Annotated in this window: 19 protein-coding genes; 11 read left to right on the forward strand and 8 right to left on the reverse strand. The window is 57.9% G+C overall.

Annotation, left to right across the window (positions count from 1 at the left end; all coding sequences use genetic code 11):
* Window positions 1–2: 2 nt before the first annotated feature.
* Together pabB and uvrA are read right to left on the reverse strand one after the other, a co-directional pair.
* Window positions 3–1,115 (reverse strand): aminodeoxychorismate synthase component I, encoded by a 1,113-nt coding sequence (gene pabB, locus CPY64_RS02505; RefSeq protein WP_042483360.1) that lies wholly within the window; start codon window positions 1,113–1,115, stop codon window positions 3–5.
* Window positions 1,088–6,787 (reverse strand): excinuclease ABC subunit UvrA, encoded by a 5,700-nt coding sequence (gene uvrA / locus CPY64_RS02510; protein ID WP_042483363.1) that lies wholly within the window; start codon window positions 6,785–6,787, stop codon window positions 1,088–1,090. Before uvrA ends, pabB begins: the two co-directional genes overlap by 28 nt.
* Window positions 6,788–7,012: 225 nt before the next feature.
* On the opposite strand from uvrA, the gene CPY64_RS19240 reads away from it, so the two are divergent.
* Both CPY64_RS19240 and CPY64_RS02515 read left to right on the forward strand, forming a co-directional pair.
* Window positions 7,013–7,141 (forward strand): hypothetical protein, encoded by a 129-nt coding sequence (locus tag CPY64_RS19240; RefSeq protein ID WP_003803595.1) that lies wholly within the window; start codon window positions 7,013–7,015, stop codon window positions 7,139–7,141.
* Window positions 7,142–7,398: 257 nt separating this feature from the next.
* Entirely contained in the window at window positions 7,399–8,322 is a 924-nt protein-coding gene (locus CPY64_RS02515) for a glycosyltransferase family 2 protein (RefSeq protein WP_042483366.1), read from the forward strand.
* 6 nt (window positions 8,323–8,328) lie between these two features.
* Here CPY64_RS02515 and CPY64_RS02520 read toward each other — a convergent pair whose 3' ends face one another.
* Window positions 8,329–8,829, reverse strand: coding sequence for a hypothetical protein (locus CPY64_RS02520; RefSeq protein WP_042483369.1), 501 nt, complete (start codon window positions 8,827–8,829; stop codon window positions 8,329–8,331).
* A 162-nt stretch (window positions 8,830–8,991) separates the two neighbouring features.
* On the opposite strand from CPY64_RS02520, the gene ettA reads away from it, so the two are divergent.
* From ettA to CPY64_RS02535, 3 genes are all read left to right on the forward strand, one after another.
* Window positions 8,992–10,665, forward strand: a complete 1,674-nt coding sequence (ettA, locus tag CPY64_RS02525; RefSeq protein ID WP_009455087.1) for an energy-dependent translational throttle protein EttA — start codon at window positions 8,992–8,994, stop codon at window positions 10,663–10,665.
* Window positions 10,666–10,675: 10 nt separating this feature from the next.
* Window positions 10,676–11,212: an isochorismatase family protein gene (locus CPY64_RS02530; protein WP_042483372.1), complete on the forward strand. Its 537-nt coding sequence runs from the start codon at window positions 10,676–10,678 to the stop codon at window positions 11,210–11,212.
* 125 nt (window positions 11,213–11,337) lie between these two features.
* Window positions 11,338–11,565, forward strand: coding sequence for a glycine zipper 2TM domain-containing protein (locus CPY64_RS02535; protein ID WP_042483375.1), 228 nt, complete (start codon window positions 11,338–11,340; stop codon window positions 11,563–11,565).
* A gap of 115 nt (window positions 11,566–11,680) precedes the next feature.
* Here the strand turns inward: CPY64_RS02535 and CPY64_RS02540 are convergent, their stop codons facing one another.
* The 5 genes from CPY64_RS02540 to CPY64_RS02560 form a co-directional block, all read right to left on the reverse strand.
* Window positions 11,681–12,829, reverse strand: a complete 1,149-nt coding sequence (locus tag CPY64_RS02540; RefSeq protein WP_042483378.1) for an aromatic ring-hydroxylating oxygenase subunit alpha — start codon at window positions 12,827–12,829, stop codon at window positions 11,681–11,683.
* 258 nt (window positions 12,830–13,087) lie between these two features.
* A complete protein-coding gene (minE, locus tag CPY64_RS02545; RefSeq protein WP_042483380.1) occupies window positions 13,088–13,366 on the reverse strand; it encodes a cell division topological specificity factor MinE in 279 nt (92 codons plus the stop codon).
* A gap of 1 nt (window position 13,367) precedes the next feature.
* A complete protein-coding gene (gene minD, locus CPY64_RS02550) occupies window positions 13,368–14,183 on the reverse strand; it encodes a septum site-determining protein MinD (RefSeq protein WP_009455077.1) in 816 nt (271 codons plus the stop codon).
* Window positions 14,184–14,406: 223 nt separating this feature from the next.
* Window positions 14,407–15,177 (reverse strand): septum site-determining protein MinC, encoded by a 771-nt coding sequence (gene minC, locus CPY64_RS02555; RefSeq protein ID WP_042483384.1) that lies wholly within the window; start codon window positions 15,175–15,177, stop codon window positions 14,407–14,409.
* Between the two features lie 10 nt (window positions 15,178–15,187).
* Entirely contained in the window at window positions 15,188–16,945 is a 1,758-nt protein-coding gene (locus CPY64_RS02560) for a glutamine--tRNA ligase/YqeY domain fusion protein (RefSeq protein WP_042483388.1), read from the reverse strand.
* 161 nt (window positions 16,946–17,106) lie between these two features.
* On the opposite strand from CPY64_RS02560, the gene CPY64_RS02565 reads away from it, so the two are divergent.
* The 6 genes from CPY64_RS02565 to nrdA all read left to right on the forward strand — a co-directional run bounded on the left by CPY64_RS02565 (window position 17,107) and on the right by nrdA (window position 26,746).
* Entirely contained in the window at window positions 17,107–18,447 is a 1,341-nt protein-coding gene (locus CPY64_RS02565) for a cytochrome ubiquinol oxidase subunit I (protein ID WP_042483392.1), read from the forward strand.
* Complete coding sequence (locus CPY64_RS02570; protein ID WP_042483395.1) at window positions 18,444–19,493, forward strand: cytochrome d ubiquinol oxidase subunit II; 1,050 nt, start codon at window positions 18,444–18,446, stop codon at window positions 19,491–19,493. Before CPY64_RS02565 ends, CPY64_RS02570 begins: the two co-directional genes overlap by 4 nt.
* An 8-nt stretch (window positions 19,494–19,501) precedes the next feature.
* Window positions 19,502–21,274, forward strand: coding sequence for a ClcB-like voltage-gated chloride channel protein (locus CPY64_RS02575; protein WP_042483398.1), 1,773 nt, complete (start codon window positions 19,502–19,504; stop codon window positions 21,272–21,274).
* A 21-nt stretch (window positions 21,275–21,295) separates the two neighbouring features.
* Complete coding sequence (locus CPY64_RS02580; RefSeq protein WP_042483401.1) at window positions 21,296–22,432, forward strand: fimbria/pilus outer membrane usher protein; 1,137 nt, start codon at window positions 21,296–21,298, stop codon at window positions 22,430–22,432.
* 9 nt (window positions 22,433–22,441) lie between these two features.
* Window positions 22,442–24,268, forward strand: a complete 1,827-nt coding sequence (gene recQ / locus CPY64_RS02585; protein ID WP_042483404.1) for a DNA helicase RecQ — start codon at window positions 22,442–22,444, stop codon at window positions 24,266–24,268.
* 198 nt (window positions 24,269–24,466) lie between these two features.
* Window positions 24,467–26,746 carry a class 1a ribonucleoside-diphosphate reductase subunit alpha gene (gene nrdA, locus CPY64_RS02590; RefSeq protein ID WP_042483407.1) on the forward strand — a complete coding sequence of 760 codons (2,280 nt, stop codon included), beginning with the start codon at window positions 24,467–24,469 and terminating at the stop codon, window positions 26,744–26,746.
* The last annotated feature ends 15 nt before the right edge of the window (window positions 26,747–26,761 follow it).

Raw genomic sequence — 26,761 nt, forward strand, 5'->3', positions numbered from 1 at the left:
CTTTAAGTCAGTGTTACAGGGGCCTGCAAGACACGTGCTTTCCACAAGCACTCCAACCATTCCTGGTCCGGGTCCGAGTCCAGCACAATGCCACCGCCCACGCCAAACCTTCCTTGGCCGTGATTGTCCAGTTCCAGACTGCGGATGCTGACATTCAGGGACAGATCGCCCTGGGGGCTGAGATAACCCACCGAGCCGCAGTAAATACCGCGTCGCTGCGTTTCCAGCTGACGTATGCATTGCATGGCGGCCAGCTTGGGGGCGCCGGTAATCGAACCACAGGGGAACAGGGCGCGCAGCAGGGTCTCCAGGCTGCAGTCTGGATCTACCTCTGCCTGAATGCTGGAGGTCATGGTCCAGACCGAGGCATATTGCTCTACATCGAACAGGCTGGTGGTTTGTACAGTGCCGGTGCGGGCTACCTGACCCAGATCGTTGCGCAGCAAATCCACAATCATCAGGTTTTCAGCCCGGTCTTTCAGGCTGCTTTGCAGCTCCTGGGCGTTTTTCTGATCTTGAACAGGGTCGGTATCGCGCGGGCGTGTGCCTTTCATGGGGCGGGTCCGAACGGTGCTGCCACGTTTTTCCAGAAACAGTTCAGGCGAAAGCGACAGGATATGACGATCACCCAAATCCAGATACGCAGCGTAGGCTACCGGGTGACGGCTGGCCAGTGCGGTATAGAGATCACGCGGTGCCATGCCGGTTTGAATGCTCAGCGGCATGGTGTAGTTGATCTGGTAAAAATCCCCGGCTTGCAAGCCTTGCTGAACCTGGGCCAGAGCATCCCGATAGTCTTGCTGACTGATTTGCAGGCTGACTTTCAACTCGGGCTTTGCCTGACCATCCCATAAAGCCACTTCCTGCGCCTGCTCAAACACCAGCGCGTTCAGGGGAGCATGGGTCGCCGCCTCTCGAGCAGGCAGACGGGGTTCGAACAGCTCGGCCAGTTCGTAGTCCAGTGCCAGGGCCACCCAGTGACCGGCCTGTCGAGCCTGTTCGATTTTTTCAAAAGCAGTACTTAAGTCTTCAGGGCTACGAGCCTGGATATGGCCCAGGTAGCCCTGCATTTCCAGCGCATAGCCTTTTAGTCTGTCTTCAAATCGGCCATACATGCGCCGTGTTCCTTTAAAAATTCCGCCAGGGCCATGCCGGTATGCGAGGCACGGTTGGCTTGTACCTGATCCGGGGTGCCCTGCACCACCAGCCTGCCGCCGCCCGAGCCGCCTTCGGGGCCCAGATCGACAATCCAGTCTGCTTCGGCAATCAAATCCAGATTATGCTCAATCACCAGCACGGTATGACCGGCATCAACCAGTCGGTGCAGCACCACAATCAGCTTTTCCACATCCGCCATGGACAGGCCCACGCTAGGCTCATCCAGCACGTATAGGGTGTGTGGAGCCTTGTAGGCGCGGCCGGTACGGGTCAGACCTTCGTCCAGGCGAGCCTTGACCAGTTCGCTGACCAGCTTGACGCGCTGCGCCTCGCCACCGGACAGGGTGGGGGAGGGCTGACCCAAAGTCAGATAACCCAGGCCCACGCTTTGCATCAGCTGCAGGGGGCGCAATATTTTAGGATGTGCGGCAAAGTATTCAACCGCCTCATCCACATCCATTTGCAAAAGCTGACCGGCGGAGACGTCGCGCCAGGTCACCGCCAGTGTTTCGGGATTGAAGCGCTGGCCGTGGCAGGCGTCACAAGGCACTTTCACGTCCGGCAGGAAGCTCATTTCCAGGGTGCGCATGCCCTGGCCTTCGCACAAGGGGCAGCGGCCATCGCCGGTGTTAAAGGAGAAGCGTGAGGCGCTCCAGCCGCGCAGGCGCGCATCGTTGGTGTTGGCAAACAGTTTGCGTACCTCGTCCCAGAAGCCGATATAGGTGGCTGGGCAGGAGCGGGGGGTTTTGCCAATCGGGGTCTGGTCCACTTCCAGCACGCGGTCCAGGCTTTCCCAGCCGCTGATGCTGGAACAACCCTGCCACACCGGTTTTTCTTTGCTGCCGACAACGCGCTGCAAATTATCCAGCAGCACATCGCGGGCAAAGGTGGATTTACCGGAACCCGACACGCCTGTCACCAGACTGAGCTTGCCCAGCGGAATACCGGCCTGGACCTTGTTCAGGTTATGCAAGCTGGCATCGTGCACCGTCAGCATGGGCGCATCGGCCTGGACCGGACGGCGTGCCTGCATGGGGTGTTTGAGGGGCTCGCGCAGATAGCGGCCAGTCAGGGAATTGGGGTTGGCCTCGATTTCTGCCAGTGTGCCCTGGGCGATGACTTCACCGCCGCGTTTACCGGCACCGGGGCCCATATCAATAATGTGCTGGGCACGGCGTATGGTGTCTTCATCGTGTTCGACAACCACTAGCGTATTGCCATTGCCTTCCAGGCGCGCCATGGCGTTCAGCAGAATCTGGTTGTCACGCGGGTGCAGGCCAATGGTGGGTTCGTCCAGCACGTAGCAGACACCCTGCAGGTTTGAGCCCAACTGGGCGGCCAGACGGATACGCTGGGCCTCGCCACCCGACAAGGTGGGGGCAGCACGATCCAGCGCCAGATACCCCAGGCCCACTTCGTGCATGAAGTCCAGACGGCTGCGTATCTCGTTCAGAATGTCGCGCGCAATATCGGCTTCGCGACCACTCATGTTCAGGCTGCCAAAAAAGGTCTGTGCTTCGTCCACAGGCAAACCGGCCAGCTTGGCAATGGATTGGTCGCGCCATTCAAATGCCAGAGAGACCGGGTTCAAGCGCTGGCCGTGGCAGCTTGGGCATTCCACGGCTTCGCCGTCGTAGCCGTTGTTCCAGCTGTTTTCCTCGCCCGTTTGTTCCTGATCGAAGCCGGTCAGCTTCAAGCCCGTACCAAAGCAGTCCTTGCACCAGCCGTGCTTGGAGTTGTAGGAGAACATGCGTGGGTCCGGCTCGGGGAAGCTGGTGCCGCAGCAGGGGCAGGCCCGTTTGACGGAGAAATGTTGCTGGCTGGCATTGGACAGCGGTTGACCTTGTCGGCGTTGCTCCAGCGACATGGAACCCGATGGCGTCAGGGGAGCCAGCACACTGAAGGAGCCGTGACCCAGTTCCAGCGCTTCGCGTATGGCTTGGCGCAGTTGCAGTTCGTGGCGTGGATCAATAATCAGGTCGGCCACTGGCAGTTCCAGCGTGTGTTCGCTGTAACGGTCCAGACGGGGCCAAGGGTTGACGGGGATGAACTCGCCATCCACACGCAAATGGGTGTAGCCCTTGCCCTGCGCCCATTTGGCCAGGTCGGTGTAGTAACCCTTGCGAGCGGTGACCAGCGGAGCCAGCAAACCAATATGCTCACCCTTGTGATCACGCAGCAGTTGTGCGGCGATTTGCTCGGCGGTCTGCGGGGCCACAGGTACGTGGCAGTCCGGGCAGTACTGGGTGGCCAGCTTCACATACAGCAAGCGCAGGAAGTGGTGGATTTCCGTCATGGTGGCCACGGTGGACTTGCGACCCCCGCGGCTGGTGCGCTGCTCAATGGCAACGGTAGGCGGAATACCGTAAATCGCGTCTACATCAGGCTGACCGGCAGGCTGCACAATCGCACGTGCATAGGCGTTCAGGGACTCCAGGTAGCGGCGCTGACCTTCGTTAAACAGAATGTCGAAGGCCAGGGTCGATTTGCCCGAACCGGATACGCCCGTCACGACTGTGAAGGTGTTGTGCGGGATGTGCACCGAGATATTCTTCAGATTGTGCTCGCGCGCATTCAGGATGGCGATCTGGCCATCGTTGCTGCCGCCGGAGCTGACCTGGTAGTCCACCTCGGGCTCCTGGAACAGGGCCGAGCCCTTGCCCAGAATGGCTTGCTCATACTCTTTCAAGGCATGGCCAGTGTGCGATTGCTCCAGCGCCATGATGTCGCCAGGCGTACCCGCGCCCAGCAATTGACCGCCATGCTCGCCACCTTCAGGGCCTAGATCAATAATCCAGTCTGCCGCGCGGATCAGGTCCAGATTGTGCTCAATAATCAGCAGGCTGTGACCGGCGGCCAGCAGCTTGCGGAAGGCGCGCATCAGGCGGGCAATATCGTCAAAGTGCAGGCCGGTAGTGGGCTCGTCAAACAGGAACAGATTGCCTTTCTTGGCAACTTTCACCTGGCTTAGACGGGTGCGCGAGGCCTGGGCCAGATAAGCCGCCAGTTTCAAGCGCTGTGCCTCACCGCCCGAGAGTGTGGGCACAGGCTGGCCCAGTTTCAGGTAATCCAGACCCACATCGGCCAGTGGCGCCAGGCCGGTTTGCACATCGCGCAGGCCTTCAAAGAACTCCATGGCCTGATGTACGGTCATGTCCAGTACCTCGTCAATCGAGGCGCTGCGACCAAAGTGTTCGATACGCACTTCCAGCACTTCGGGGCGGAAGCGCTTGCCATCGCAATCCGGACAGCGCAGGTACACATCGGACAGGAACTGCATTTCGATATGTTCAAAGCCTGTGCCGCCGCAAGTTGGACAGCGGCCATCGCCACTATTGAAGCTGAAGGTGCCGGGCGTGTAGCTACGTTCTTTGGACAGCGGGGCCTGGGCGAAGAGCTTGCGGATAGGGTCAAAGGCACCGACATAGCTGGCCGGGTTGGAGCGGGCCGTCTTGCCAATAGGCGTCTGGTCCACCATCACCACTTCGGCAATCTGCTCGGCACCCAGCAGGGCACCGTAAGGGCCAGGGGCTTCCGTTGGTTTGCCTTGTTGTTTCAGGATGGCCGGGTAGAGCACGTCCTGAATCAGCGTGGATTTGCCCGAGCCGGAGACGCCCGTCACGCAGACCAGACGGCCCAGTGGAATGGACACCGAGATATGGCGCAGATTGTGCGCGCTGACGTCTTCCAGCAGCAGGCGGGGCGTGTTTTCGGCCACCGGCATAGGGCGGGGCGATTCGATGCTGAGCTCGCCACTCAGGTAGCGGCCTGTCAGCGTTTCCGCGCCGCGCAAGGCTTGGGGCGAACCATCAAACAGAATCTGACCGCCACGCTCGCCAGGGCCGGGTCCCATGTCCAGAATACGGTCGGCTGCCACCATCACTTGCGGGTCGTGCTCGACCACGACCAGCGTGTTGCCGTTGCCGCGCAGACGGTGCATCACTTCAATAATGCGGTGCATGTCGCGCGGGTGCAGGCCAATCGAGGGCTCATCCAGCACGAACAGGGTGTTCACCAGCGAGGTGCCCAGCGCTGTGGTCAGGTTGATACGTTGCACTTCACCGCCAGACAGGGTGCGGCTTTGGCGGTCCAGGGACAAATAGGACAGGCCTACATCGCACAGATAATCCAGGCGGGACAGGGTTTCTTTCAGGAGCAGGTCAATGGCCGCATCGCGCGCGTCGCCAAAGTGCAGGCCACGGAAGAAGGTACGTACATGCTCAATAGGCAGGCGCATCAGGTCGGGGACGCTCAGGCCGGGCATGGCATCCAGTTGCTCGCGCAGCCAGTTGGAATGCACGGGCATGAAGCGTGGATAGCGAGAGTCGGCGGGGGCTGCCTGATCACCCACGCGCCACAGGCTGGCTTCGGGTTTCAGACGAGAGCCTGCGCAGGCCGGGCAGGTGGTGTAGCTGCGGTATTTGGACAGCAGTACACGCACGTGCATCTTGTAAGCGCGCGATTCCAGCCAGTCGAAAAAGCGCTGTGCGCCGTACCACTGGGTTTTCCAGGCCTGATTGCCGCCTTTCCAGTCCGGGGTGCCGTTAATCACCCAGTCGCGCTCTTCCTGGCTCAAGTCCTTCCAGGGCACGCTCAGACGTACACCGGCCGCCGGAGCGTAGCGCTCCATCTCGACCTGACATTCTTTGTAGCTGGCTGTCTGCCAAGGGCGGATCGCACCTTCAAGCAGGCTTTTGCTGGGGTCGGGAACGACCAGACCGTAATCAATGCCCATCACGCGGCCAAAGCCACGGCAGGACTCACACGCACCCAGGGGCGAGTTGAAGGAGAAGGTGCTGGCAACCGGCGTGCTGTATTCAATATCGCACTGGGCACAGTGCAGGCCCTGGCTGAAACGCCAGGCGGTTTCCGGGCCATCGGCACTGGCCGAGGCATACACCGTCAACTTGCCCTGGCCGTGGCGCAAGGCCGCTTCGATAGCTTCCATGAAACGTTCCGGCTCGACCGTGCTGGCACGGAAGCGGTCCTGAATCACATAAAGAAGCTTTTGTTCTGTAGGAGCGGCTTTGCTGCTTTTGCCCTTTTTCGTGCTGCTGGGCGTGATGGATTGGGTTTCTTCGTGGTGCAGGCGGGTGTAGCCCTGCTGATGCAGCAAGGTTTCAATCTCTTGTTGCGTGAAGTTGGCTGGAACCTTGACGGCAAAAGTCAGGACAAGACGTGGATCGTCGTGGTCCACCGCCAACTGGCGAATCTGCTTGGCGATGCTGTCGGCATTGTCACGGCGCACAGGCTGGGCGCACTGGCGGCAATACAGCTCGCCCAGCCGGGCGTACAGCAGCTTGATGTAATCGTTCAGCTCCGTCATGGTGCCCACGGTACTGCGCGAGTTGCGCACCGGGTTCACCTGGTCAATGGCAATGGCGGGCAGAATGCCTTCAATGCGATCGACCTGGGGCTTGTCCATGCGGTCCAGGAACTGGCGCGCATAAGGGGAGAAGGTTTCTACATAGCGTCGTTGGCCTTCTGCATACAGAGTGTCAAAGGCCAGCGAACTTTTGCCTGAACCTGAAACGCCGGTAATAACCAGTAACTCGCCCGTTTTGATACGTACATTCAGGTTTTTCAGAGTGTTCTGGCGGGCGCCAAAAATGCGAATTTCTGAGCTCATGGCAAGGTCGGCTTTCTGGAGAGGGCAGAGTAGGGAAGCGGCAGCGAAAAGGCCTGTCAAACAGGCCCCATGCGCCAGTGAGAGCGGTACACGCCAGCAAGGTGTTGCCAGGGATGCACACTCTAGCCTTTGTATCTTAACGCGGATTACGGTAGAATTTCTGGTTAGCTATTGCGCTTTTGTCGGGATCATCCGGCAGGGCTTACATTAAGATCGGAGATCACCATGGCGGAAATCAAACGCACTCGCCGCAACACGCTGGAGCGTCGTTGCCTGGGTAAAGCATTCAAACGTCTGTTTGTGCGCGCACCCAAGGGCGTTTTCAAAATGCTGGAAAAGGTCAAGCGCGTCTAAGTGCCTGGCTTGAGCGGTGTACAAGCAGAAACCTGATTTTTCAGCTTGAAATCACACCCAGCAGCAAAAAAACCACAGGCAAGCCTGTGGTTTTTTTGTGCGCGTTTGGTTTTTCTGCGGGTTCAGAAAAAGTGTTGCAGATAGTGCCTTGTACAGCGAGAAGCTTGCCTTATGATGGTGTCATCTTTATGCAGATGTAAGAGTTGCCCGTAACAATAATCAAAACGGCTGATTGCCTAGTTTGGGGACATTAGCTCATGGAATGGCGCCATTTATTCACTGTCCTGACACCGAGTTATAACCGTGCTCATACCCTGGAGCGCGTCTACTGTTCATTGTGCGAGCAAACCTGCCAGGACTTCGAGTGGGTTGTGGTGGATGACGGCTCCACGGATGGTACGCGGGAACTGGTAGAGGGCTGGCAACAGCAGGCCTCCTTTCCGATTCACTATGCCTGGCAGGAAAATCGTCACAAGAAGGCGGCTTTCAATCACGGCGTGGCTCTGGCTCAAGGTGAGCTGGTCGTTGCGTTGGACAGTGATGACACCTTGCTGGTCAATGCGCTCTACGATATGGCGCAGATCTGGGCCGACATCCCCGTATCAGAACGAGCGGGCTATGCCGGCATTACGGGCCTGTGTGTGCGTCCCGATGGCAAGGTCGTCGGGGATATGTTTCCCCAGGATGTCTTTGATGCCAGCTCCTTGGACATGAGCTTTCGCTACCATGTGCGGGGTGAAAAGTTCGGTTGCTTGAGTACTGCCGTGCTGCGCAAGTTTCCCTTTCCCGATCAGATCGAAGGCTTTGTGCCTGAAAGCCTGGTGTGGCGGGCGATTGCCCGAGCGGGCTACAAGAACCGCTTCGTAAACACCGTGTTCCGCGTCTACCACGACAGCCCGGACTCTTTGTCGGTACAAGGCAAGACCAGCCAGCAGCACGCATTGGGCTTGTGGCTGCTGGCACAGGATACGGTGGTGAATTGTCTGGCCTGGTTTCGTTACGAACCCAAGGCTTTCCTGATGGCTGCCGCGCGTTACACCCGCTTTGGGCTGCACCTGCGCGCCAGTGGGCGCAAGCCACCAGCAGGCTATGGCCTGAAAGGCCTGGCGTCTTACTTGCTGGTGGGTTTGATGTGGCCCGTGGGTTTCGCTTTATATCTGCGTGACAAACGACGGGCCTGAACGTGATCAGTGCAGGGTATGACCGTGCACGCCCGGCTCCGGGCTGTCATCATCGTCCTCGTCGTCGTCTTCATCCGTATCGTCTTCGGGGGCGAAGGCATCTTCGCTCAAGGCGAAAGGCAGCAACTCTTCCAGGGTTTCAGTCCAGGCGACTTCCTCACCTTCCTCGTCCACTTTGATAAAGCGCACGGGCTCGGCATCGCTTAACTGGATGGCCCAGAGGTAGCGGCAGGCGTAGACAGCATTGTCCTTGGGGTCCAAACCACCGCGGTTGCCCACGATGCGGGCCTGTTCGCCGCCTACCTGTACAACCGTGAATTCACTTTCGTCCTCGTTCTTGTCCAGGGGCATGGCAAAGATGACCCATTCAAAGCCGGTTTCTTCCGCGCCCACGATCTCGGCCAGTACGGCACGACCCAGGTAGGCGCTTAGTGCATCGGCAGTGCGACCCAGGGTTTCGATCTCTTCGGTGGTAAATACAAGCTCAGGGGCGTTAGGTGTGGACATGGCGTTTTTGGATTGTCGACAAAAATGAGTATATTACCTGAGACAGGCCTGTACTCAGGCCGGGTGTCTCGTTCTGGTCGGGACAGAAGCGCACTTTTTGGGCGCCAAACGCCTACAATCCCAGTTTTCCGAACACGACCTGTTTTTCCTTTTTAGGTTTATATGGCTCAATACGTTTATTCGATGAACCGCGTGGGCAAAATTGTGCCGCCCAAGCGGCAGATTCTGCGCAATATCTCCTTGTCTTTTTTTCCAGGTGCCAAGATTGGTGTGCTGGGCCTGAACGGCTCGGGTAAATCCACCTTGCTCAAGATCATGGCCGGGGTAGATACCGAGATCGAGGGCGAAGCCGTCCCCATGGCAGGGATCAAAATCGGTTACCTGCCACAAGAACCTCAACTGAACCCGGAACACAGCGTGCGCGAAGCGGTGCAGGCTGGTTTGGGCCAGGTATTCGAGGCGCGTCAGCGCCTGGAACAGGTCTACGCCGAATACGCCGAGCCCGATGCGGACTTTGACGCTCTGGCCGCCGAGCAGGCCGAGCTGGAATCCATTATTGCGGCCGCCGCGACCAGCGGGGCGGACGATATCGAAACCCAGATGGAAATTGCGGCCGATGCGCTGCGTCTGCCACCTTGGGATGCCTCCATTGCCAACCTGTCCGGTGGTGAAAAGCGTCGCGTGGCCCTGTGTCAGTTGCTGCTATCCAAGCCCGACATGTTGCTGCTGGATGAGCCAACCAACCACCTGGACGCGGAAAGCGTGGACTGGCTGGAAGTGTTCCTGCGCCAGTTCCCCGGCACCGTTGTGGCGGTAACTCACGATCGTTACTTCCTGGATAACGCCGCCGAGTGGATTCTGGAGCTGGACCGTGGTCACGGCATCCCCTGGAAGGGCAACTACAGCTCCTGGCTGGAGCAAAAGGACGATCGTCTGAAGCAGGAAGAGGCTTCGGAAAGTGCTCGTCAGCGCACCATCAAGAAAGAGCTGGAGTGGGTACGTCAGAACCCCAAGGGGCGTCAGGCCAAAGCCAAGGCCCGTCTGGCCCGCTTCGAGGAACTGTCCTCGCACGAGTACCAGAAGCGCAATGAAACCCAGGAAATCTTTATTCCTGTGGCCGAGCGTCTGGGTAACGAAGTGATTGAATTTGAAAATGTCAGCAAAGGCTATGGCGATCGTCTGCTGATCGATAACCTGAGCTTCAAGGTGCCAGCTGGTGCCATCGTCGGGATTATTGGTCCCAACGGTGCCGGTAAGTCCACCTTGTTCCGCATGCTGGCCGGTAAAGAGCAGCCGGATTCCGGTACGGTCAAGCTAGGCCAGACCGTCAAGCTGGCTTATGTGGATCAGTCGCGCGATGCGCTGGCCAACGAGAAAACCGTGTTTGACGCGATCGCTGACGGTGCTGACCTGCTGACCGTGGGCCGCTTTGAGATGCCGTCACGTGCTTACCTGGGTCGCTTCAACTTCAAGGGTGCGGATCAGAACAAGATCGTGGGCAATCTGTCTGGCGGGGAGCGTGGTCGTCTGCACCTGGCCAAGACCCTGATTGCCGGTGGCAACGTCCTGCTGCTGGACGAACCGTCCAACGACCTGGACGTGGAAACCCTGCGTGCCCTGGAAGATGCCTTGCTGGAGTTTGCCGGCTCGGTCATGGTGATCAGCCACGATCGCTGGTTCCTGGACCGTATCGCCACCCATATTCTGGCTTTTGAGGGTGATTCGCAGGTTGTATTCTTCGATGGCAACTATCAGGAATACGAAGCAGACAAGAAAAAACGTCTGGGCGAAGATGCTGCCAAACCTCGTCGTATCCGCTACAAATCCCTGAAATAAGGAAAGTGCCATGCCTGTGCTCAATGCCCACCAGTCTTTCGTCCTGATTGTTGATATGCAAACCGGGCTTTTGCCCGCCATTGCAGACCACCAAGCCTTGGTCGAGCGGGCCGGGAAATTGGCACAGGCGGCTCGCCTTTTAGGGGTGCCGGTGTTGGCAACCGAGCATTGGGCCGAGAAAATCGGCCCGACCGACGCCTCCCTGCTGCCCCATATTGATAAAGTGCTGCATAAAACCCACTTCGATGCCACACGCGAAGCCGATTTTTTGCCCGCTTTGCCGGTAGGACGCACACGAGTCTTGTTACTGGGTACAGAGTCTCACGTGTGTGTGTTACAAACTGGCCTGGGTTTGATGGAGCGTGGTTATGAGCCCGTGCTGGTCGGGGACTGCGTAGGCTCGCGCCATCCCGATTCCCGGCAGGCCGCCTGGGATCGCTGGGCGATGCATGGATTGGAGCGCGTTAGCGCCGAAATGGCCATGTTTGAGTGGCTGGAAACTCCGGCTAACCCTGCGTTCAAGCAGGTTCTGGCCCTGATCAAATAAACTGAACAAAAGCTGAATTACATCTGTTGCGTTGCCTAACAATAGGGTCTGGACTAATCGGCTCCAGAGGGTGAAGATAGCCTTTAACGCCGTGTTAAGCACGGATACTTCACGGAGGTTTACGGATGAAAATGACGACTATCACTAAAGTGGGTATGGCCACGGTTCTGGCCGTCGTGATGGCGGGCTGCTCTTCCTGGGATGGAATGAGCAAACGTCAAAAGGGTGCCGTAACTGGCGCTGGTCTGGGTGGTGTGGCTGGTGCAGTCATCACAAATGGTGGCATTCTGGGTACGGTTGGTGGCGCTGCGATTGGTGGCGTAATCGGCGATCAGGTCGGCAAGAACCGCTAAATTCAAATTTTCTGGCTGAGCTGAAACGCTCATCGGAACAAAAGCCTCAAAGCTTGGGACAGGAGTCCCGACTTTGAGGCTTTTTTATGGGCTCTATCAACAACAGACTTGTGCCTTATGGTCGGCGGTCCTCGTCCATCATGGAGCGATACCATTCGTGAAAGTGTTTCATGCCGTCCTCCAGTGGTGACTGGTAGGGCCCCACTTCGCAGACTCCACGCTCCATCAGGGCACGGCGACCCGCATCCATGCGCTCGGCAATCTCGTCGTCCTCCACTGCCGTTTCCATATAGGCGGCGCGCTGCGCTTCGACAAAGTCACGCTCGAAGGCCACGATGTCCTCCGGGTAGTAGAACTCCACCACATTCATGGTTTCCTGCGGCCCCTTGGGGTAGAGCGTGGAGAGCACCAGCACATGAGGATAGATTTCGATCATGTGGGTGGGGAAGTAGGTCACCCAGACGGCACCGAAGTCCGGCGCTTCGCCCTGGCGGTAGGCCAGCAGAGCGTCATGCCATTGGCGATAGGTAGGTGAGCCCGGATTGGCCAGGGCTTGGTGCACACCGACTCGTTGCAGGCTGTACCAGTCGCTGAACTCCCACTCCAGATCGTCACAGGTTACGAACTGACCCAGGCCGGGGTGGAAGGGGGCGACGTGATAGTCCTCCAGATAGACCTCGATAAAGGTCTTCCAGTTGTAGTTGCACTGGTGGATTTCGACGTGATCCAGCACATAGCCCTGAAAGTCGAACTCGGGGCGGCTGAACAAGGCAGCCATATCCCTGGCAGGATTGCGCGGGCCTTCAAACAGCAGGCCATGGCAATCGCGCAAGGGATAGCGCTCCAGGTTCAGACAGGGCTTGTCCTTGAAGCGGGGTGCCGCCAGTAAATCGCCTTGGGCGTTATAGGTCCAGTTGTGCAGGGGGCAGACAATATTGCCTCCCGTGCTGCTCAGGGAGCCGTGGTTGGCCTGCCTGGGCTGGCCGGGCAGGCCACCCAGCATCAGGGCCTGACGGTGTCTGCAGACGTTGGAGAGCAGTTCTACGCCGTGTTGGCTGCGTATCAGTGTACGGGCAGCGTTTTCCTGAATCAGGGTGCGCCAGTCGCCGGGTTCGGGAACGAGCTTTTCATTGCCGACATACACGGCCGATTGTTGAAAAATACGCTCTTGTTCGCGCTCGAACAGAGCGTGGTTAAAGTAGGCGCTAACAGGAAGCTGGGGGTGAGCGGGCACAAGACGTGCCATCTGACCGAGCTCGGTCATGATTCCCTCCGCATGGGTCAATAAGCCAGGCCTTTGGGGGCATTGGATGGCACCACTTGCCATCTCTGGCGCGAAGAAAAATCGGAACTGGCCGATTACCAAGGCAAAATTGTACCTTATCTATTAGCCGCCTAGCCGCATTGCACCAGCCTTGGCGGGTGTTTTGCGTAATGCTTTTGGTATAGGGAACAGCCAAGAAAATGGCCATCCGAAAGGATGGCCATTTCAAGCAGCAAGGGTTTGCCTGTCAGCGACGCTTTACTTGTTTTCCAGCGCGCTGGCATCAATTTGCGGCATTTCTATTTTGACTTCCAGCACTTCCAGCGAGTCCTGGCGATCAAGGTTCACCTTGATGTCATCGGGATTAATCTTCACGTAGCGCGAGATCACTTCGACCAGCTCTTTTTGCAAGCGGGGCAAGTAATCCGGGGCAACACCCCCTTGGCCACGTTCGTTAATAAGGATCAGTTGCAGACGGTCCTTGGCAACTGTTGCCGACGTTTTCTTGTGACCGAGCAGGAAGGACAGGAAAGACATATCACTTTCCTCCGAACAGGCGCTTGAACAGACCTGGCTTTTCGTAATCCACAAAACGCAATGGTTTTTCGCCACCCAGGTAACGATCTACGATGTCCTGATAGGCCTGGGACACATCACTTTCCTTGATATGGATAACGGGTACTCCTTGGTTGGATGCCTGCAGCACGGTTTCCGACTCGGGGGTGACCCCAATCAGTTTGATGCGCAAGATATCTTCAACGTCTTGCAGGGACAGCATTTCGCCATCCGACACACGTTTGGGGCTGTAGCGGGTTAGCAGCAAATATTCTTTGATGGGCTCTTTGCCCTGTTCACCACGGCGCGATTTGGCGGCCAGAATGCCCAGGATGCGGTCCGAGTCACGAACCGAAGACACTTCGGGGTTGGTCACAACCAGTGCATCGTCTGCAAAGTAGGAGGCCATCAAGGCGCCGGTTTCGATACCTGCGGGCGAGTCGCACACAATGTATTCAAAGCCCATGCCCTTGAGCTCTTCCAGTACTTTCTCCACGCCTTCGCGGGTCAGGGCGTCTTTGTCACGCGTCTGGGAAGCGGGCAGGATGAACAGATTTTCCAGCTGTTTGTCACGGATCAGGGCCTGGTTCAATGTTGCTTCGCCCTGGATCACATTGACGAAGTCATACACCACGCGTCGCTCGCAACCCATGATCAAGTCCAGGTTGCGCAAGCCGACGTCAAAGTCGATGACCACGGTCTTGTGACCGCGCATCGCAAGACCAGATGCAAAACTGGCACTGGTGGTGGTTTTGCCCACGCCACCCTTGCCGGAGGTCACTACAACTATACGCGCCATGACAATCGGATTCCTTTGTTTTTCAAGTCACATAATCGTAAAGCATAACGGGCCTAATTTTGACATCCGTTCTGCCACTTAGCCTACTGCTTAGAAACAAAACATATCAATTGCTTTGTTCCGTGTCAGCTTACACGGTTGCGCTTGCACTTGCTTGCTCTCATGCGGGCTATAGGTGCAAGCCACTATAAAAAGCGCCGGCAAATGCCGGCGCCTTGTACTGTCAGGAGCTCAGGGGATCAAATCTGAGCGTGTCGTCTTCCAGCGTGACGACAACGGGCTTGTTGCGCAGTTGCGCATCCAGTCGCGTTTCAATAATGCGATACACACCGGCAATGGCGATCAGTTCCGGGTCCAGTTCAGTGGTGAAGATGCGTGCTTTCGCATCGCCACGGGCACCGGCCATGGCCTTGCCGCGTAGTGGGCCGTAGACGTGGATATTGCCATCGGCCACCACTTCCGCACCTTGGCTGACGGCACCGATCACGATCAGGTCCGTGTGGCGCGCGTAGATGCGCTGGCCGGAACGCAGCTGACGGTTGATGATGAGCGCAGCCGGAGCAATGGCGGGCGGTGGCGGGGCGGCCGCCGCGGGGGCTTCTTGCTGGGCCGCTTGCGACAACACAGGCACTTCCTTGTCCGGTGCTGCCTGAGCTTGTGGGCGGGCAGGTGGATTGGACAGTTCGACGTGTGGCAAGCCACTGTCGATGGCGTTATCCGCATGGTCAGGGTGGGCAATGATGCCCACAGGGTGCAGCTTGTGCTCACGCAAAGCGGCAACCAGCGTGGCCCAATCCACTGGCGCGTCAATGGCGCTGGCATCAATGACGACGGGCTCGTCCTCAAAGAAGGAGCCAGCGTCTTTCATGCGTTGAGACAGAGCGGCTAACTGCTCGGCCGTGTCAGCCGAGCGCAGCACCACCCGTACGGCGTACAGTGTGGCGCTTTTGAAATCCAGGGCCTGTGGCCCTTTGGCATGAGTCTGATCGTTCACGTTAATAGCCTTAGACCCAGGTGTCTTTCAGAGTCGTGGTGCGGTTAAGAACGGGTTTTTCCGGGGTGGAGTCCACACGGTCCGCCACAAAGTAGCCCAGGCGTTCAAACTGCCAGCGGGCATCGGGCGTGGCCTTGGTGCCGGGTTCCAGCCAGCCCTGAATCACGCGCAGCGAGTTCGGGTTGATGTGCTCCAGGAAGTCCTGGTCGGCCGCATCGGGCTGAGGATGGGCAAAGAGACGGTCGTACAGACGAATCTCGGCCGCAATGGCGTGCTCAGCGCTGATCCAGGTGATATTGCCCTTGACCTTGACCGAGTCCGCACCGGGCGTGCCGCTCTTGGTGTCGGGCAGGTATTCAGCCAGCACCTGGGTGACATTGCCTTGCTCGTCCTTGACGCAGCCGGTGCAACGCACCACATAGCCGTACTTCAGACGCACGGTATTGCCGGGGAACAGACGGAAGTACTTTTTAGGCGGCTCTTCCTTGAAGTCCTCGCGTTCAATGTACAGGCGACCGGAGAAGGGGAACTCGCGTTGGCCAGCCTCCGGATTGTGCGGATTGCGCGGTGCGTGACACAGCTCGGTTTGGCCTTCCGGGTAATTGGTAATGATCAGTTCGATCGGGTCCAGAATGGCAACGCTGCGGTCGGCCACCGGGTCCAGATCATCGCGCAGGGCTTGTTCCAGCAGGCTGTAGTCCACGTGCTGGGCGGCTTTGGACACACCCAGACGGTCCGTGAACAGACGAATGGCACCGGCGCTGTAGCCACGGCGGCGCAAACCGGCCAGGGTGGGCATGCGCGGATCATCCCAACCGGACACATGGTTTTCCTGAACCAGCTGGCGCAGCTTGCGCTTGCTGGTCACCACATAGGACAGGTTCAGACGCGAGAACTCGTACTGCTTGGGCAGCGGGTCGGATAACTGACCCAGCTCGACCAGGCGCTCCAGAATCCAGTTGTAGAAGGGGCGCTGGTCTTCGAATTCCAGGGTGCACAGGCTGTGGGTGATGCGCTCAAGCGCGTCTTCCACAGGGTGCGCCCAGCTGTACATGGGGTAGATGCACCATTTGTCGCCGGTACGATGGTGTTCGGCGTGGCGGATACGGTACATGACCGGGTCGCGCATATTGATATTGGGTGAGCCCATATCAATCTTGGCACGCAGGGCCATGCTGCCATCGGGGTGCTTGCCGTCGCGCATTTCGCGCAGCAGCTTGATGGACTCCTCGGCAGGGCGGTCGCGCCAGGGCGAGTTCACGCCTTTTTCGGTCAGGGTGCCCCGGTTAGTGCGCATTTCTTCAGCGCTTTGCTCGTCAACATAGGCATGACCCGCATTTACCAGTGCTTCGGCAAACTGGTACATGTAGTCAAAGTAGTCGCTGGCAAAGTACAGGTTTTCTTCTTTCTTGAAGGTCCAGTCAAAGCCCAGCCATTTCACCATGTCGATAATGGCGTCCACGTATTCCTGTTCTTCTTTCTCAGGGTTGGTGTCGTCAAAACGCAGGTGGCAGGCGCCCTGGTAGTCGCTGGCCAATCCGAAGTTCAAACAGATGCTTTTGGCGTGCCCAATGTGCAGATAGCCATTGGGTTCGGGGGGGAAGCGCGTACGAATACGCGCGGCATCAACAGCCGCCCCTTCCTGGGTGCTTGCCGGGCCCGGTTGACCGGCCCAGGTCTTTTGTGCGTAACGGCCAGCGCTCAGATCCTGGTCGATGATCGTGCGCAGAAAATTAGATACGGGAGCGGGAGTGGTGTCAGAGGTCATACACGTTTGAAATAAAGAAGCCGACAGACTAATCGGCCATTTTGCCACGTTCTTGTTTTAGAGGGGTATTTGTCCCTTGAACAGCTTGCAAAAACTGGCGTAGTAACTTGAGGTAGTATTGTGGCGTTTGTAAGCCAATTCACCCTACACTAGCGCTCATTATGACGCACTCCGCCCTTTCTCTGTCTCATGCCCAGTTTTTCCTTAGCCTGGGCTTCATGCTGCTGTTTCTGGCTCTGGAGCTGGGGCTGGCCTGGGTGTTGCTGTACTTCAAGCTTAGAACCTTTGGCAGCAATGCAACAGCCTGGATGGGGGCCTACCGTTTTTGGGTGCGTCTGTTTGCGCTGGCGTTCATTTTAAGTTTTGCCGCGTCCATGCCGGTGCTGATTCAGTTTGGCAGTGTCTGGCCGGGGCTGATGGAGCAGGTGGGCGATGTCATTGGTCCCATGCTGGCGGCTTCCATGTTGTCGCTGTTCATCTTCAAATCCTGCTTTTTGGGGGTGATGCTGTTTGCCCAGCGCATGCTCTCCAATCTGGTTCATACCCTGGTGGTATTGATGGTGGCTCTGGGTGTGACGGTGACGGCCTTCTGGCTGGTGGCGATTGTGGCCTGGATGCAGGTGCCTACGGGTGTCGATGTCATTGAGGGCCATTACGTGGTGATGGAATGGCTGGATGTGCTCAGCACACCGGCCTTGCCCTGGTACGCCGGCCTTTTATTTGCCGGCAGTTTGCTGACGGTCGCTTTTTTCATGCTGGGCGTGACTTGCGCACAGACCATGCAAAAGCCGGTTACCGATCAGGAGCGTCTGGCTTTTCGTAGCGCCTTGTTTCTGGGGGCGGGCGCTTGGCTGGCCCTGGTCTTTGCGGGGGTCGGCAATGGTTTCATGACCGCCGAGCATCAGCCTGCCAAGGCCGCGGCAGCGGCGGCGTATTGGGAAAGCGGCTCGCAGCCTGATCTGATTCTGGTCGCTGCGCCTTCGGCCATGCAGGACAGCGTATTGGGTGTGTTGCGCTGGTCACATGCCGGTGGGCGTTGGCTGGGTCGCAATGACAGTGGCATCCTGATGGGCCTGGATCAGTTTTCCGAGGCCATGCCGCCCGTTACCTTGACCTTCTGGTCCTTCCGTGTGGCGGTGCTGGCCGGGACCTTGATGCTGTTCCTTCTGCTTTGGGTGATGTTGCGTACCCGCCGTTACGGACTGGACCCGCATTCCCTTTCTTATAGAGAGCGCCAGCTCATGGTGGCGGCATCGGTGCTGGGCTGGATCCTGTTGCTGGGCGGTGCGGCTTATGTCCTGTTGGGTTTTTTGCCGTATCTGGTGGGTAACGATATCAAGGCCGTGCAGGTGCAAAGCACCGAAAGCGTCTTTACCGTAGGCCTGGGTTTGCTGTTTTATGGCCTGGTCTACGTCTTGTGCATGATTGGTTTTTTCCAGAAGTTGCGACATGCCGTTCGTTTTGGTGTGGTACCGATCGCACGTCATCGGGGGCGGGCATGATTGATTCTTTTGCAAACGCGTTGGGCCTGGGGGCCCATGATCCCGCGTTCTGGATGCCGCTGGCGTTTCTGGCCCTGTTCTTTTTGATTATTGTGGCCGGTACGGTTCTGGACGGCTTCGATATTGGTGTGGGCTGCCTGTCCTTGCTGGCACCGGACTCCTTGCGTCCCCGCATGTTGTCATTGCTCAGCCCTTGGCGTGATGCCAACGAGTTCTGGCTGTTTCTGGGCCTGGGCTTGTTTGTCTGCGCCTTCCCCAAGGCTTGGGGAGCGGTGATGGGCGGTCTGTATGAGCCGTTATGTGCCTTGGGTGTTGGCGTCTTTGCCCGTTCCGTCTCCTTCGAGTTCCGGCTGCGTGCCCCGGTAGAGCGTCAGTCCCGCTGGCAGATGGGTTTTGCGCTGGGCTCCTGGCTGACAGCGTTCTCCCATGGTGTGCTGCTGGCACAAGTCGTGGTAGGTTTCCAAAGCGACGCAGGCTATATCTGGTTCTCTGTTTTCATGGGCTTTTGCGCTATTGCCGCCTATTGCTTGCTGGGTGCCAGTTGGCTCATCATGCGCGAAGCCGGGGAGCTGCGTGCCCGTGCGGTCAACTGGGGCCGTCGTTCGGTACGCTGGTTTGCTGCTGGTGCCGTGGGTGTTTCGGTGGTGCTGGCCTTTGTGAATGCTGGCGTGCTGCTTAAATGGAGCGACGGGCCGTACTGGGGCTTGGTTCTGTTCTTGTGGGCCTTGATTCTTAGCTGCTTTGTGTCGATTGAAATGAGCCTGCAGCGCATGATCAACAGCAGCTATCGCACCACAACCTTGCCCTTTTTGCTGACTTTATTCGTGATGGTTTCCGTCATGGCCGGGCTGGCGTTCAGCTTCTTCCCTTATCTGATTCTGGACGAGATGACGATCTGGGACGCCGCTGCCGGGGTGCCTGCCCTGAGTCTGATCCTGTCGGCGATTGTGATTACCTTGCCCATCGTGCTGATTTTCAACGTGTGGGTGTACTGGCGCATGTTTGGATTGTCCCGCCCACCTTTGCCGCCCAGCTTTAAAGGCTGACCTTTTTTATGATTGCCCATTCTGTACTGTCGATGCGCAAGCGTCTGCAGGGTTTCAAGTGGTTGTCTGATATGCCCGCCATGCTGGCGTGGGCAGTCTTGGCCGGCATTTTGGGTGCCTTGGCTACGCTGGCCTTTCATCAGGGCATGCGTTTTGTGCAGCAAATAGTCACGGGGCAGCACGGCGGCATTGTTGCGGTAACGGAAAGCCTGCCCTGGTATATGCGCCTCTTGTTTCCCACCTTGGGCGGTTTGTGTGCTGGTATCTTGCTGTGGCTGGCCGGGCGCCTGCCTTCGGGAAGCAATTCAGACTATATGGAAGCCGTGGCCATTGGTGATGGGCGTTTGTCCATTCGTCAGGGCTTGCTGCGATCCTTGTCTTCCTTGATGACGGTGGCCTCCGGCGGCTCGATTGGTCGGGAAGGGGCGATGGTGCACTTGGCCTCCTTGTCCGCCTCGGCGATTGGTCGCTTCACCTTGTTTGGAGAAGCCCGCCTGCGCTTGCTGGTTGCCTGTGGCGCCGCAGCCGGTGTGGCAGCCGCCTATGGTGCCCCCATTGCCGGTGCCGTGTTTGTGGCCGAGATTGTGCTGGGCACCATGACCATGAGCAGTTTTGGCCCCCTGTTGATGGCGGCGGTCAGCGCTCACCTGACCATGCGTGTGCTGGGGGGCTATCACGCCCCTTATGAAATGACGAATGTGCAGGCCGTTGCTGGCTGGGACATCTTGCCCTTTCTGGTTCTGGGCGTCCTGATTGGCCTGGCTGCGCCTGCTTTCCTGAAATTGCTGAATCTGTTCCGTACCCTGTTCAAGCGTACCGGCCTGGGTTTGCCCTTGCGTCTGGCTCTGGGCGGCTTGTTGCTGGGGCTTTTGCTGATCGCCATGCCGCGCGTGGCGGGTAACGGGTTCAGTGTGGTGTCCTCCATGCTGCACAGCGACTGGGCCTGGTACAGCGTGCTGCTTATCCTGGCGTTCAAGGTCCTGGCTACAGGGCTGACAGTTGGCTCGGGCGCCGTCGGTGGTGTGTTTACGCCTGCCATCTTTGTGGGCGCGGCTTTTGGCACCTTGTTTGGTCAGTTGACCCTATGGGTTCTGCCGGGCCTGGATTTGCCCTTGTATCTGTTCACTCTGGTGGGCATGGGCGCGTTTCTGGGGGCAGCAACCAGTGCGCCCTTCATGGCCATTCTGATGTTGTTTGAAATGACATTGAGCTATCAGCTGGTACTGCCGCTGATCGTGGCCTGTGTCATGGCTTATTTTGTGTCGCGCGGGGTGGCCGAGGTGGCCATGTACGAAGTTACGCTGGTGCGTGAGCGCGATGCCTTGCTGCGTCACAAGCTGCGTCACACCACCTTGGCCGAGCTGGTACGTCCGGCGGACACGGTGGTCAGCACCACCACCCAAATGCGCGATGCCTTGCAGATGTTCCTGGATTACCCCGTGCGCTACCTTTACGTAGTAAACGAGGAGCAGGTTTATCAAGGCGTGATTGCCCAGCCCGACCTGACGCGTATGTTGCTGGACGACAACGCGGCCCAGGAGCGTGTGGTGGGGGATATTTTGCGTATGGATTTCGTCAAGACGCTCTACCCGAACATGAGTCTGGACGAGGCTCAGGAACACTTCGTCAGCTTTGCCGGAGAGCGCCTGCCCGTATTGAATGGTGACGGCTCGGGTCGCCTGATTGGTGTAGTCTATAAGTCTGCTGTGCTGGAAAAATACTCCGCCATCAAACGCTCCCTGGATGCGAGCGGCGAAGTGATGCTGGATGCCCGGCGCTAAACTCTTTTTGTGACATAAACCATGCGTACAAAAGCTTGCCAGCGAGGCTTGGCAGGCGGGCTGATTGTCGGTCTTGCCATGCTGTTCGCTGTTCCATTGGCCACCGCTCAAAACCGTGTCGGACTGGAAAACCTGTCCGCCACGCGTGTGTATGGTGTGGATGAGGCTCAGGCGATTCCTGCTCAGGAGCTTCCCCCGGTAGAGCCGTTTTTTGATGCCTCGCAATGGCATCGCCAGGGCGACCAGGATTTGGTTAACCCAGCCACGTCCATTGATTTTTCTTTTTCTGATTTCAGCCTGAGCGGTTCCAGTACCGCCAGTCTGGCCCGCTCCATTCAATATAGTCAGCAGTCCTCGCCGATCTGGAGTGCACGCTGGTTGAGCAGTGCGCCCGATCAGGTCTGGCAGTTTGGCGAGCGCAATTGGCGCTACGTCAATGAAGATGGTTTGCAACTGACCTTGGGCAATGACACGGTAACCGCCCCGGATTGGGCGCGGCCTGTGGAACTGGGCGGGATCAATATTACCCAGCAGTTTGAACAAGGCCCGGCCGGGCCCTGGCGTTATGCCTTGGCCGTGGGTGCACTGGACATGACAGGCAAGCAGGACAACGGTGATCTGGTATACGGATCGTCGGCGAGCAGCCTGATGGTCAGTACCGATATCACCAGCCGCACCAGCATTGATACCCAAATGGAAAGTGCGCGTGATTTTGGCTTGACCGGGGTGGGCGCCACTTATCGTTCGCCGGATTTTGGCGTGTGGCAGGCCAGTGTGGCCAAAGCTTCCCATTCTGTGGGGCAGGGTTGGCGCTATCAGGCCGCCTATGGCCTGGATGTGCTGGACGATTTGCATCTGCAATGGCAGGGCGAGCGGTACCAGGACAACTTCCTGGATTTAAGCCGTTATCAGGGCATGAAGGTCGACGCGGCCAGCAGCCGGCAGGTGGTGGGTTTGTCCATGCCCCTGCGCCGCTGGGGCGAAGTAAAGACTCAGTACGAGGTGCAGCAGGTAGTTGCCGGGGGGGAGAACCGCTACCTTGGGGTCACGCAGCAGTTCTGGTACAGTCCCCACCTTAGGGTGGGTTTGCAAGCTCGCCGTCATCTGGAAAGTCGTCAGTCGAACATCGCGCTGCGTTTTTCTATTCCGATTTTTTAAGCAGGCGGCATGGCCCAGTCAGCACTTGAGGTTCTTCAGGAAGTTTTTGGTTATGACAGTTTTCGTGGCTCTCAGCACGAGATTATCGAGACCCTGATCCAAGGCGGTGACGCCCTGGTCTTGATGCCCACCGGCGGCGGCAAGTCGCTGTGTTACCAGATTCCTGCTTTGGTGCGCCCCGGCACCGGCGTAGTCGTGTCCCCCTTGATCGCCCTGATGCAGGATCAGGTAGACGCGCTCAATGAATTGGGCGTGAACGCCGCCTATCTGAACTCCACCCAGGATTGGCAGACCGCCCGCGAGGTCGAGCGCGAATTTCTGACGGGGCAGCTGGATCTGCTCTATGTGGCGCCCGAGCGCCTGCTGACAGACCGCTGCCTGGATTTACTGGCTCGTGGTCAGATTTCCCTGTTTGCCATTGACGAAGCCCACTGCGTATCGCAATGGGGCCATGACTTCCGCCCGGAGTATCTGGGCCTGGATTTGCTGGCTCAGCGCTGGCCGGGTGTGCCACGGGTCGCCTTGACGGCAACTGCCACTCAGTTGACGCGGGTAGAAATTGCCCAGCGCCTGAAGCTGGAAGAGGCCCGGCATTTTGTCGCCAGTTTTGATCGCCCCAATATTTGCTATCGCATTATCGAAAAGAACGAGGTGCGCAAGCAGCTTTTGAGCTTCATTCAGGAAGAACACTCGGGCGATGCGGGGATTGTGTATTGTCTGTCGCGCTCGCGCGTGGAAGATACGGCCGAGTTTCTGTGCAAGAACGGTATCCATGCCTTGCCCTACCATGCGGGGCTGGATGCGCAGCAACGCGCCATCAACCAGGCCCGCTTTCTTCGAGAAGAAGGGGTGGTCATGGTGGCGACCATTGCGTTTGGCATGGGCGTCAACAAACCGGATGTGCGTTTTGTGGCCCACATCGACCTGCCCAAATCGGTAGAGGGGTATTACCAGGAAACCGGACGGGCAGGGCGCGATGGTGAAGCGGCTACGGCATGGCTGGCCTATGGCCTGCAAGACGTGGTGCAGTTGTACCGCATGATTAACCAGTCGCAGGGCGATGCGGCCCACCGACGCCAGCAAGGCCAGGCGCTGGATGCCATGTTGGGTCTGTGCGAAACCATTTCCTGCCGCCGTCAGCGCTTGCTGGCGTATTTCGATCAGCAGATCGAGCCTTGCGGTAATTGCGATACTTGCCTGGAAGCACCGGAAGCCTGGGACGGTACGGTGGCCGCGCAAAAAATGCTGTCCACTATCTATAGATTGTGGCGCGAGCGTGGTCAGCGTTTCGGGGCCGGGCACCTGATCGACATCTTGCTGGGCAAGCTGACGGATCGTGTCAAAGAGCACGAGCACGACAAGCTCACCGTCTTTGGTGTGGGCAAGGAATTGACCGACCAGGCTTGGCGCGGGGTGCTGCGCCAGTTGCTGGCACACAGTCTGGTTACCGTTGATCCGGAAGGCTACGGTACCTTGTTGTTGACCGATGCCAGCCGTGAAGTGCTCAAAGGCGAGCGCACCTTAATGTTGCGGCGCGAAACCGTAACATGCGGACCGGCTGCTCACCGAGTAAAAGGTCAGGCGCCTGCCGGGCCTGCTCTGGAACCCGATCAACAGCGACGGTTCGAGGCTTTGCGTGCTTGGCGGGCGGCTACCGCACGCGAGCATGGCGTCCCCGCCTATGTCATTTTCCATGACGCGACTTTGCGCGAAGTGGCCATCCGCTGCCCCAGCTCAGAGGCTGATCTGGAGCCGATTACAGGCATTGGCGTACGCAAAAGAGAAGCCTACGGCGAGGCTTTGCTGCGCTGCGTTCAAGAGTTCCAGACGCAATAGGAAATTGTTAGCAGAGCAAAGATTGGTTGCATTTTTGTATATTGAATCTGCTCTGCAATTGCGAAACCACTATTCGCTCAATCCGCTATATGTAGTAGAATGACGTCAATATCACACTATATATGGTGTGCATCAAATGACGCTGGCGGCTGCAAAAGCCGCGTCTTCCGTCAATCTTCACCGATTTCCGAGACTGAAATGCAATCAACCGAACAGTTAATGGTCACTAAAAGAGATGGCCGTACAGAACCTATTAACCTCGACAAGATTCACCGAGTGGTTGATTGGGCCGCTGAAGGTCTGAGTAATGTGTCCGTCTCTCAAGTAGAGCTGCGCTCTCACATTCAGTTTTACAACGGCATTCGCACCAGCGACATTCACGAAACCATCATCAAGTCGGCTGCGGATCTGATCTCTGAAGATACGCCTGACTACCAATATCTGGCTGCCCGTCTGGCGATTTTCCACCTGCGCAAAATCGCTTTTGGCCAGTTTGAACCCCCCAGCCTGTTCGATCACGTGACCTTGCAGACCAAGGAAGGCCGCTACGATCCGCATCTGTTGCAAGACTACACGCGCGCCGAGTTCGATGAGCTGGACGCTCATCTGGATCACTGGCGTGACATGAACTTCTCCTATGGTGCCGTCAAGCAGCTGGAAGGCAAGTACCTGATTCAGAACCGCGTGACCAAGCGCATCTACGAAAGCCCCCAGTTCCTGTACATGCTGGTGGCCATGTGCCTGTTCGCCCGTTACCCTGCCGACACACGTCTGAGCTTCATCAAGCGCTTTTACGACGCCGTATCGCAATTCAAGATTTCCTTGCCCACGCCCATCATGGCTGGCGTGCGCACACCCACTCGCCAGTTCAGCTCTTGCGTGCTGATCGAATGTGACGACAGCCTGGACAGCATCAATGCCACGACCAGCGCCATTGTTCGTTACGTGTCACAGCGTGCCGGTATCGGTATCAATGGTGGCCGCATTCGCGCCGTAGGCAGCGAAATTCGTGGTGGTGAAGCACAACACACGGGTTGCCTGCCGTTCTTCAAGATGTTCCAGGCTGCGGTGAAGTCCTGCTCGCAAGGCGGCGTGCGTGGTGGTGCGGCAACCTTGTTCTACCCCATGTGGCACCTGGAAGTAGAAACACTGCTGGTTCTGAAGAACAACCGTGGTGTGGAAGAAAACCGTATCCGTCATCTGGACTACGGCGTTCAGATCAATCGCCTGCTGTACCAGCGCCTGATCAAGGGCAGCCATATCACGCTGTTCTCGCCACATGACGTGCCCGGTCTGTACGAAGCCTTCTTTGCCGACCAGGACGAGTTCGAGCGTCTGTACGAAATGTACGAGCAGGATCCTGCCATCCGCAAGCGCAGCCTGCCAGCCGTGGAGCTGTTCTCCTTGCTGATGCAAGAGCGTGCCAGCACCGGCCGTATCTACATTCAGAACGTGGACCATTGCAACACGCACAGCCCATTCCAGGCTGACCGCGCTCCTGTGCGCCAGTCCAACCTGTGCATGGAAATCGCTCTGCCTACCAAGCCTTTGAACGATCTGAACGATCCTGAAGGTGAAATCGCACTGTGCACCCTGTCGGCTTTCAACCTGGGTGCTCTGGAGTCCCTGGACGAGCTGGACGGTCTGGCTGAATTGATTGTTCGTGCTCTGGATGCTCTGCTGGATTACCAGGACTACCCGGTCAAGGCCGCGCTGAATGCTACCAACAAGCGTCGTTCCCTGGGTGTTGGCGTCATCAACTACGCTTACTACCTGGCCAAGAACGGCACCCGTTACTCCGATCCCGCTGCCTTGGGTCTGACCCACCGCACGTTTGAAGCCATCCAGTACTACCTGTTGAAGGCTTCGGTGCAGTTGTCGCGCGAATACGGTCCTTGCGATGCCTTCGATGAAACGACATACGCCGCTGGTTTGCTGCCTACCGACACCTACAAGAAAGATGTGGACGGTATCTGCAACGAGCCGCTGCACCTGGATTGGGAAGCCTTGCGTGCTGATATCGTCAAGCACGGTCTGCGCAACTCGACCCTGACCGCCTTGATGCCTTCGGAAACCTCCAGCCAGATTGCCAATGCCACCAATGGTATTGAGCCTCCGCGTGGTCTGGTATCCGTCAAGCAGTCCAAGGACGGTATCTTGCGTCAGGTGGTGCCTGAATTTGAAAAATATAAGGATCAGTACGAATTGCTGTGGCAAATGCCCGGCAACGACGACTACCTGAAGTTGGTTGGCGTGATGCAGAAGTTCGTTGACCAGTCGATCTCTGCGAACACCAACTATGACCCACAGCGGTTCGAGGGTGGTCGCGTACCGATGAAGCAACTGCTCAAGGACCTGCTGCTGGCCTACAAATACGGTGTGAAGACCTTGTACTACCACAACACCCGCGACGGTGCCGATGATTCGCATGGCGAAGTAGAGGACGACGGTTGCGCAGGCGGCGCGTGCAAGATCTAAGCAAGGGTAAAGAGC

Origin of the sequence: Alcaligenes faecalis, assembly GCF_002443155.1 — a bacterium.
Classification (GTDB): domain Bacteria; phylum Pseudomonadota; class Gammaproteobacteria; order Burkholderiales; family Burkholderiaceae_B; genus Alcaligenes; species Alcaligenes faecalis.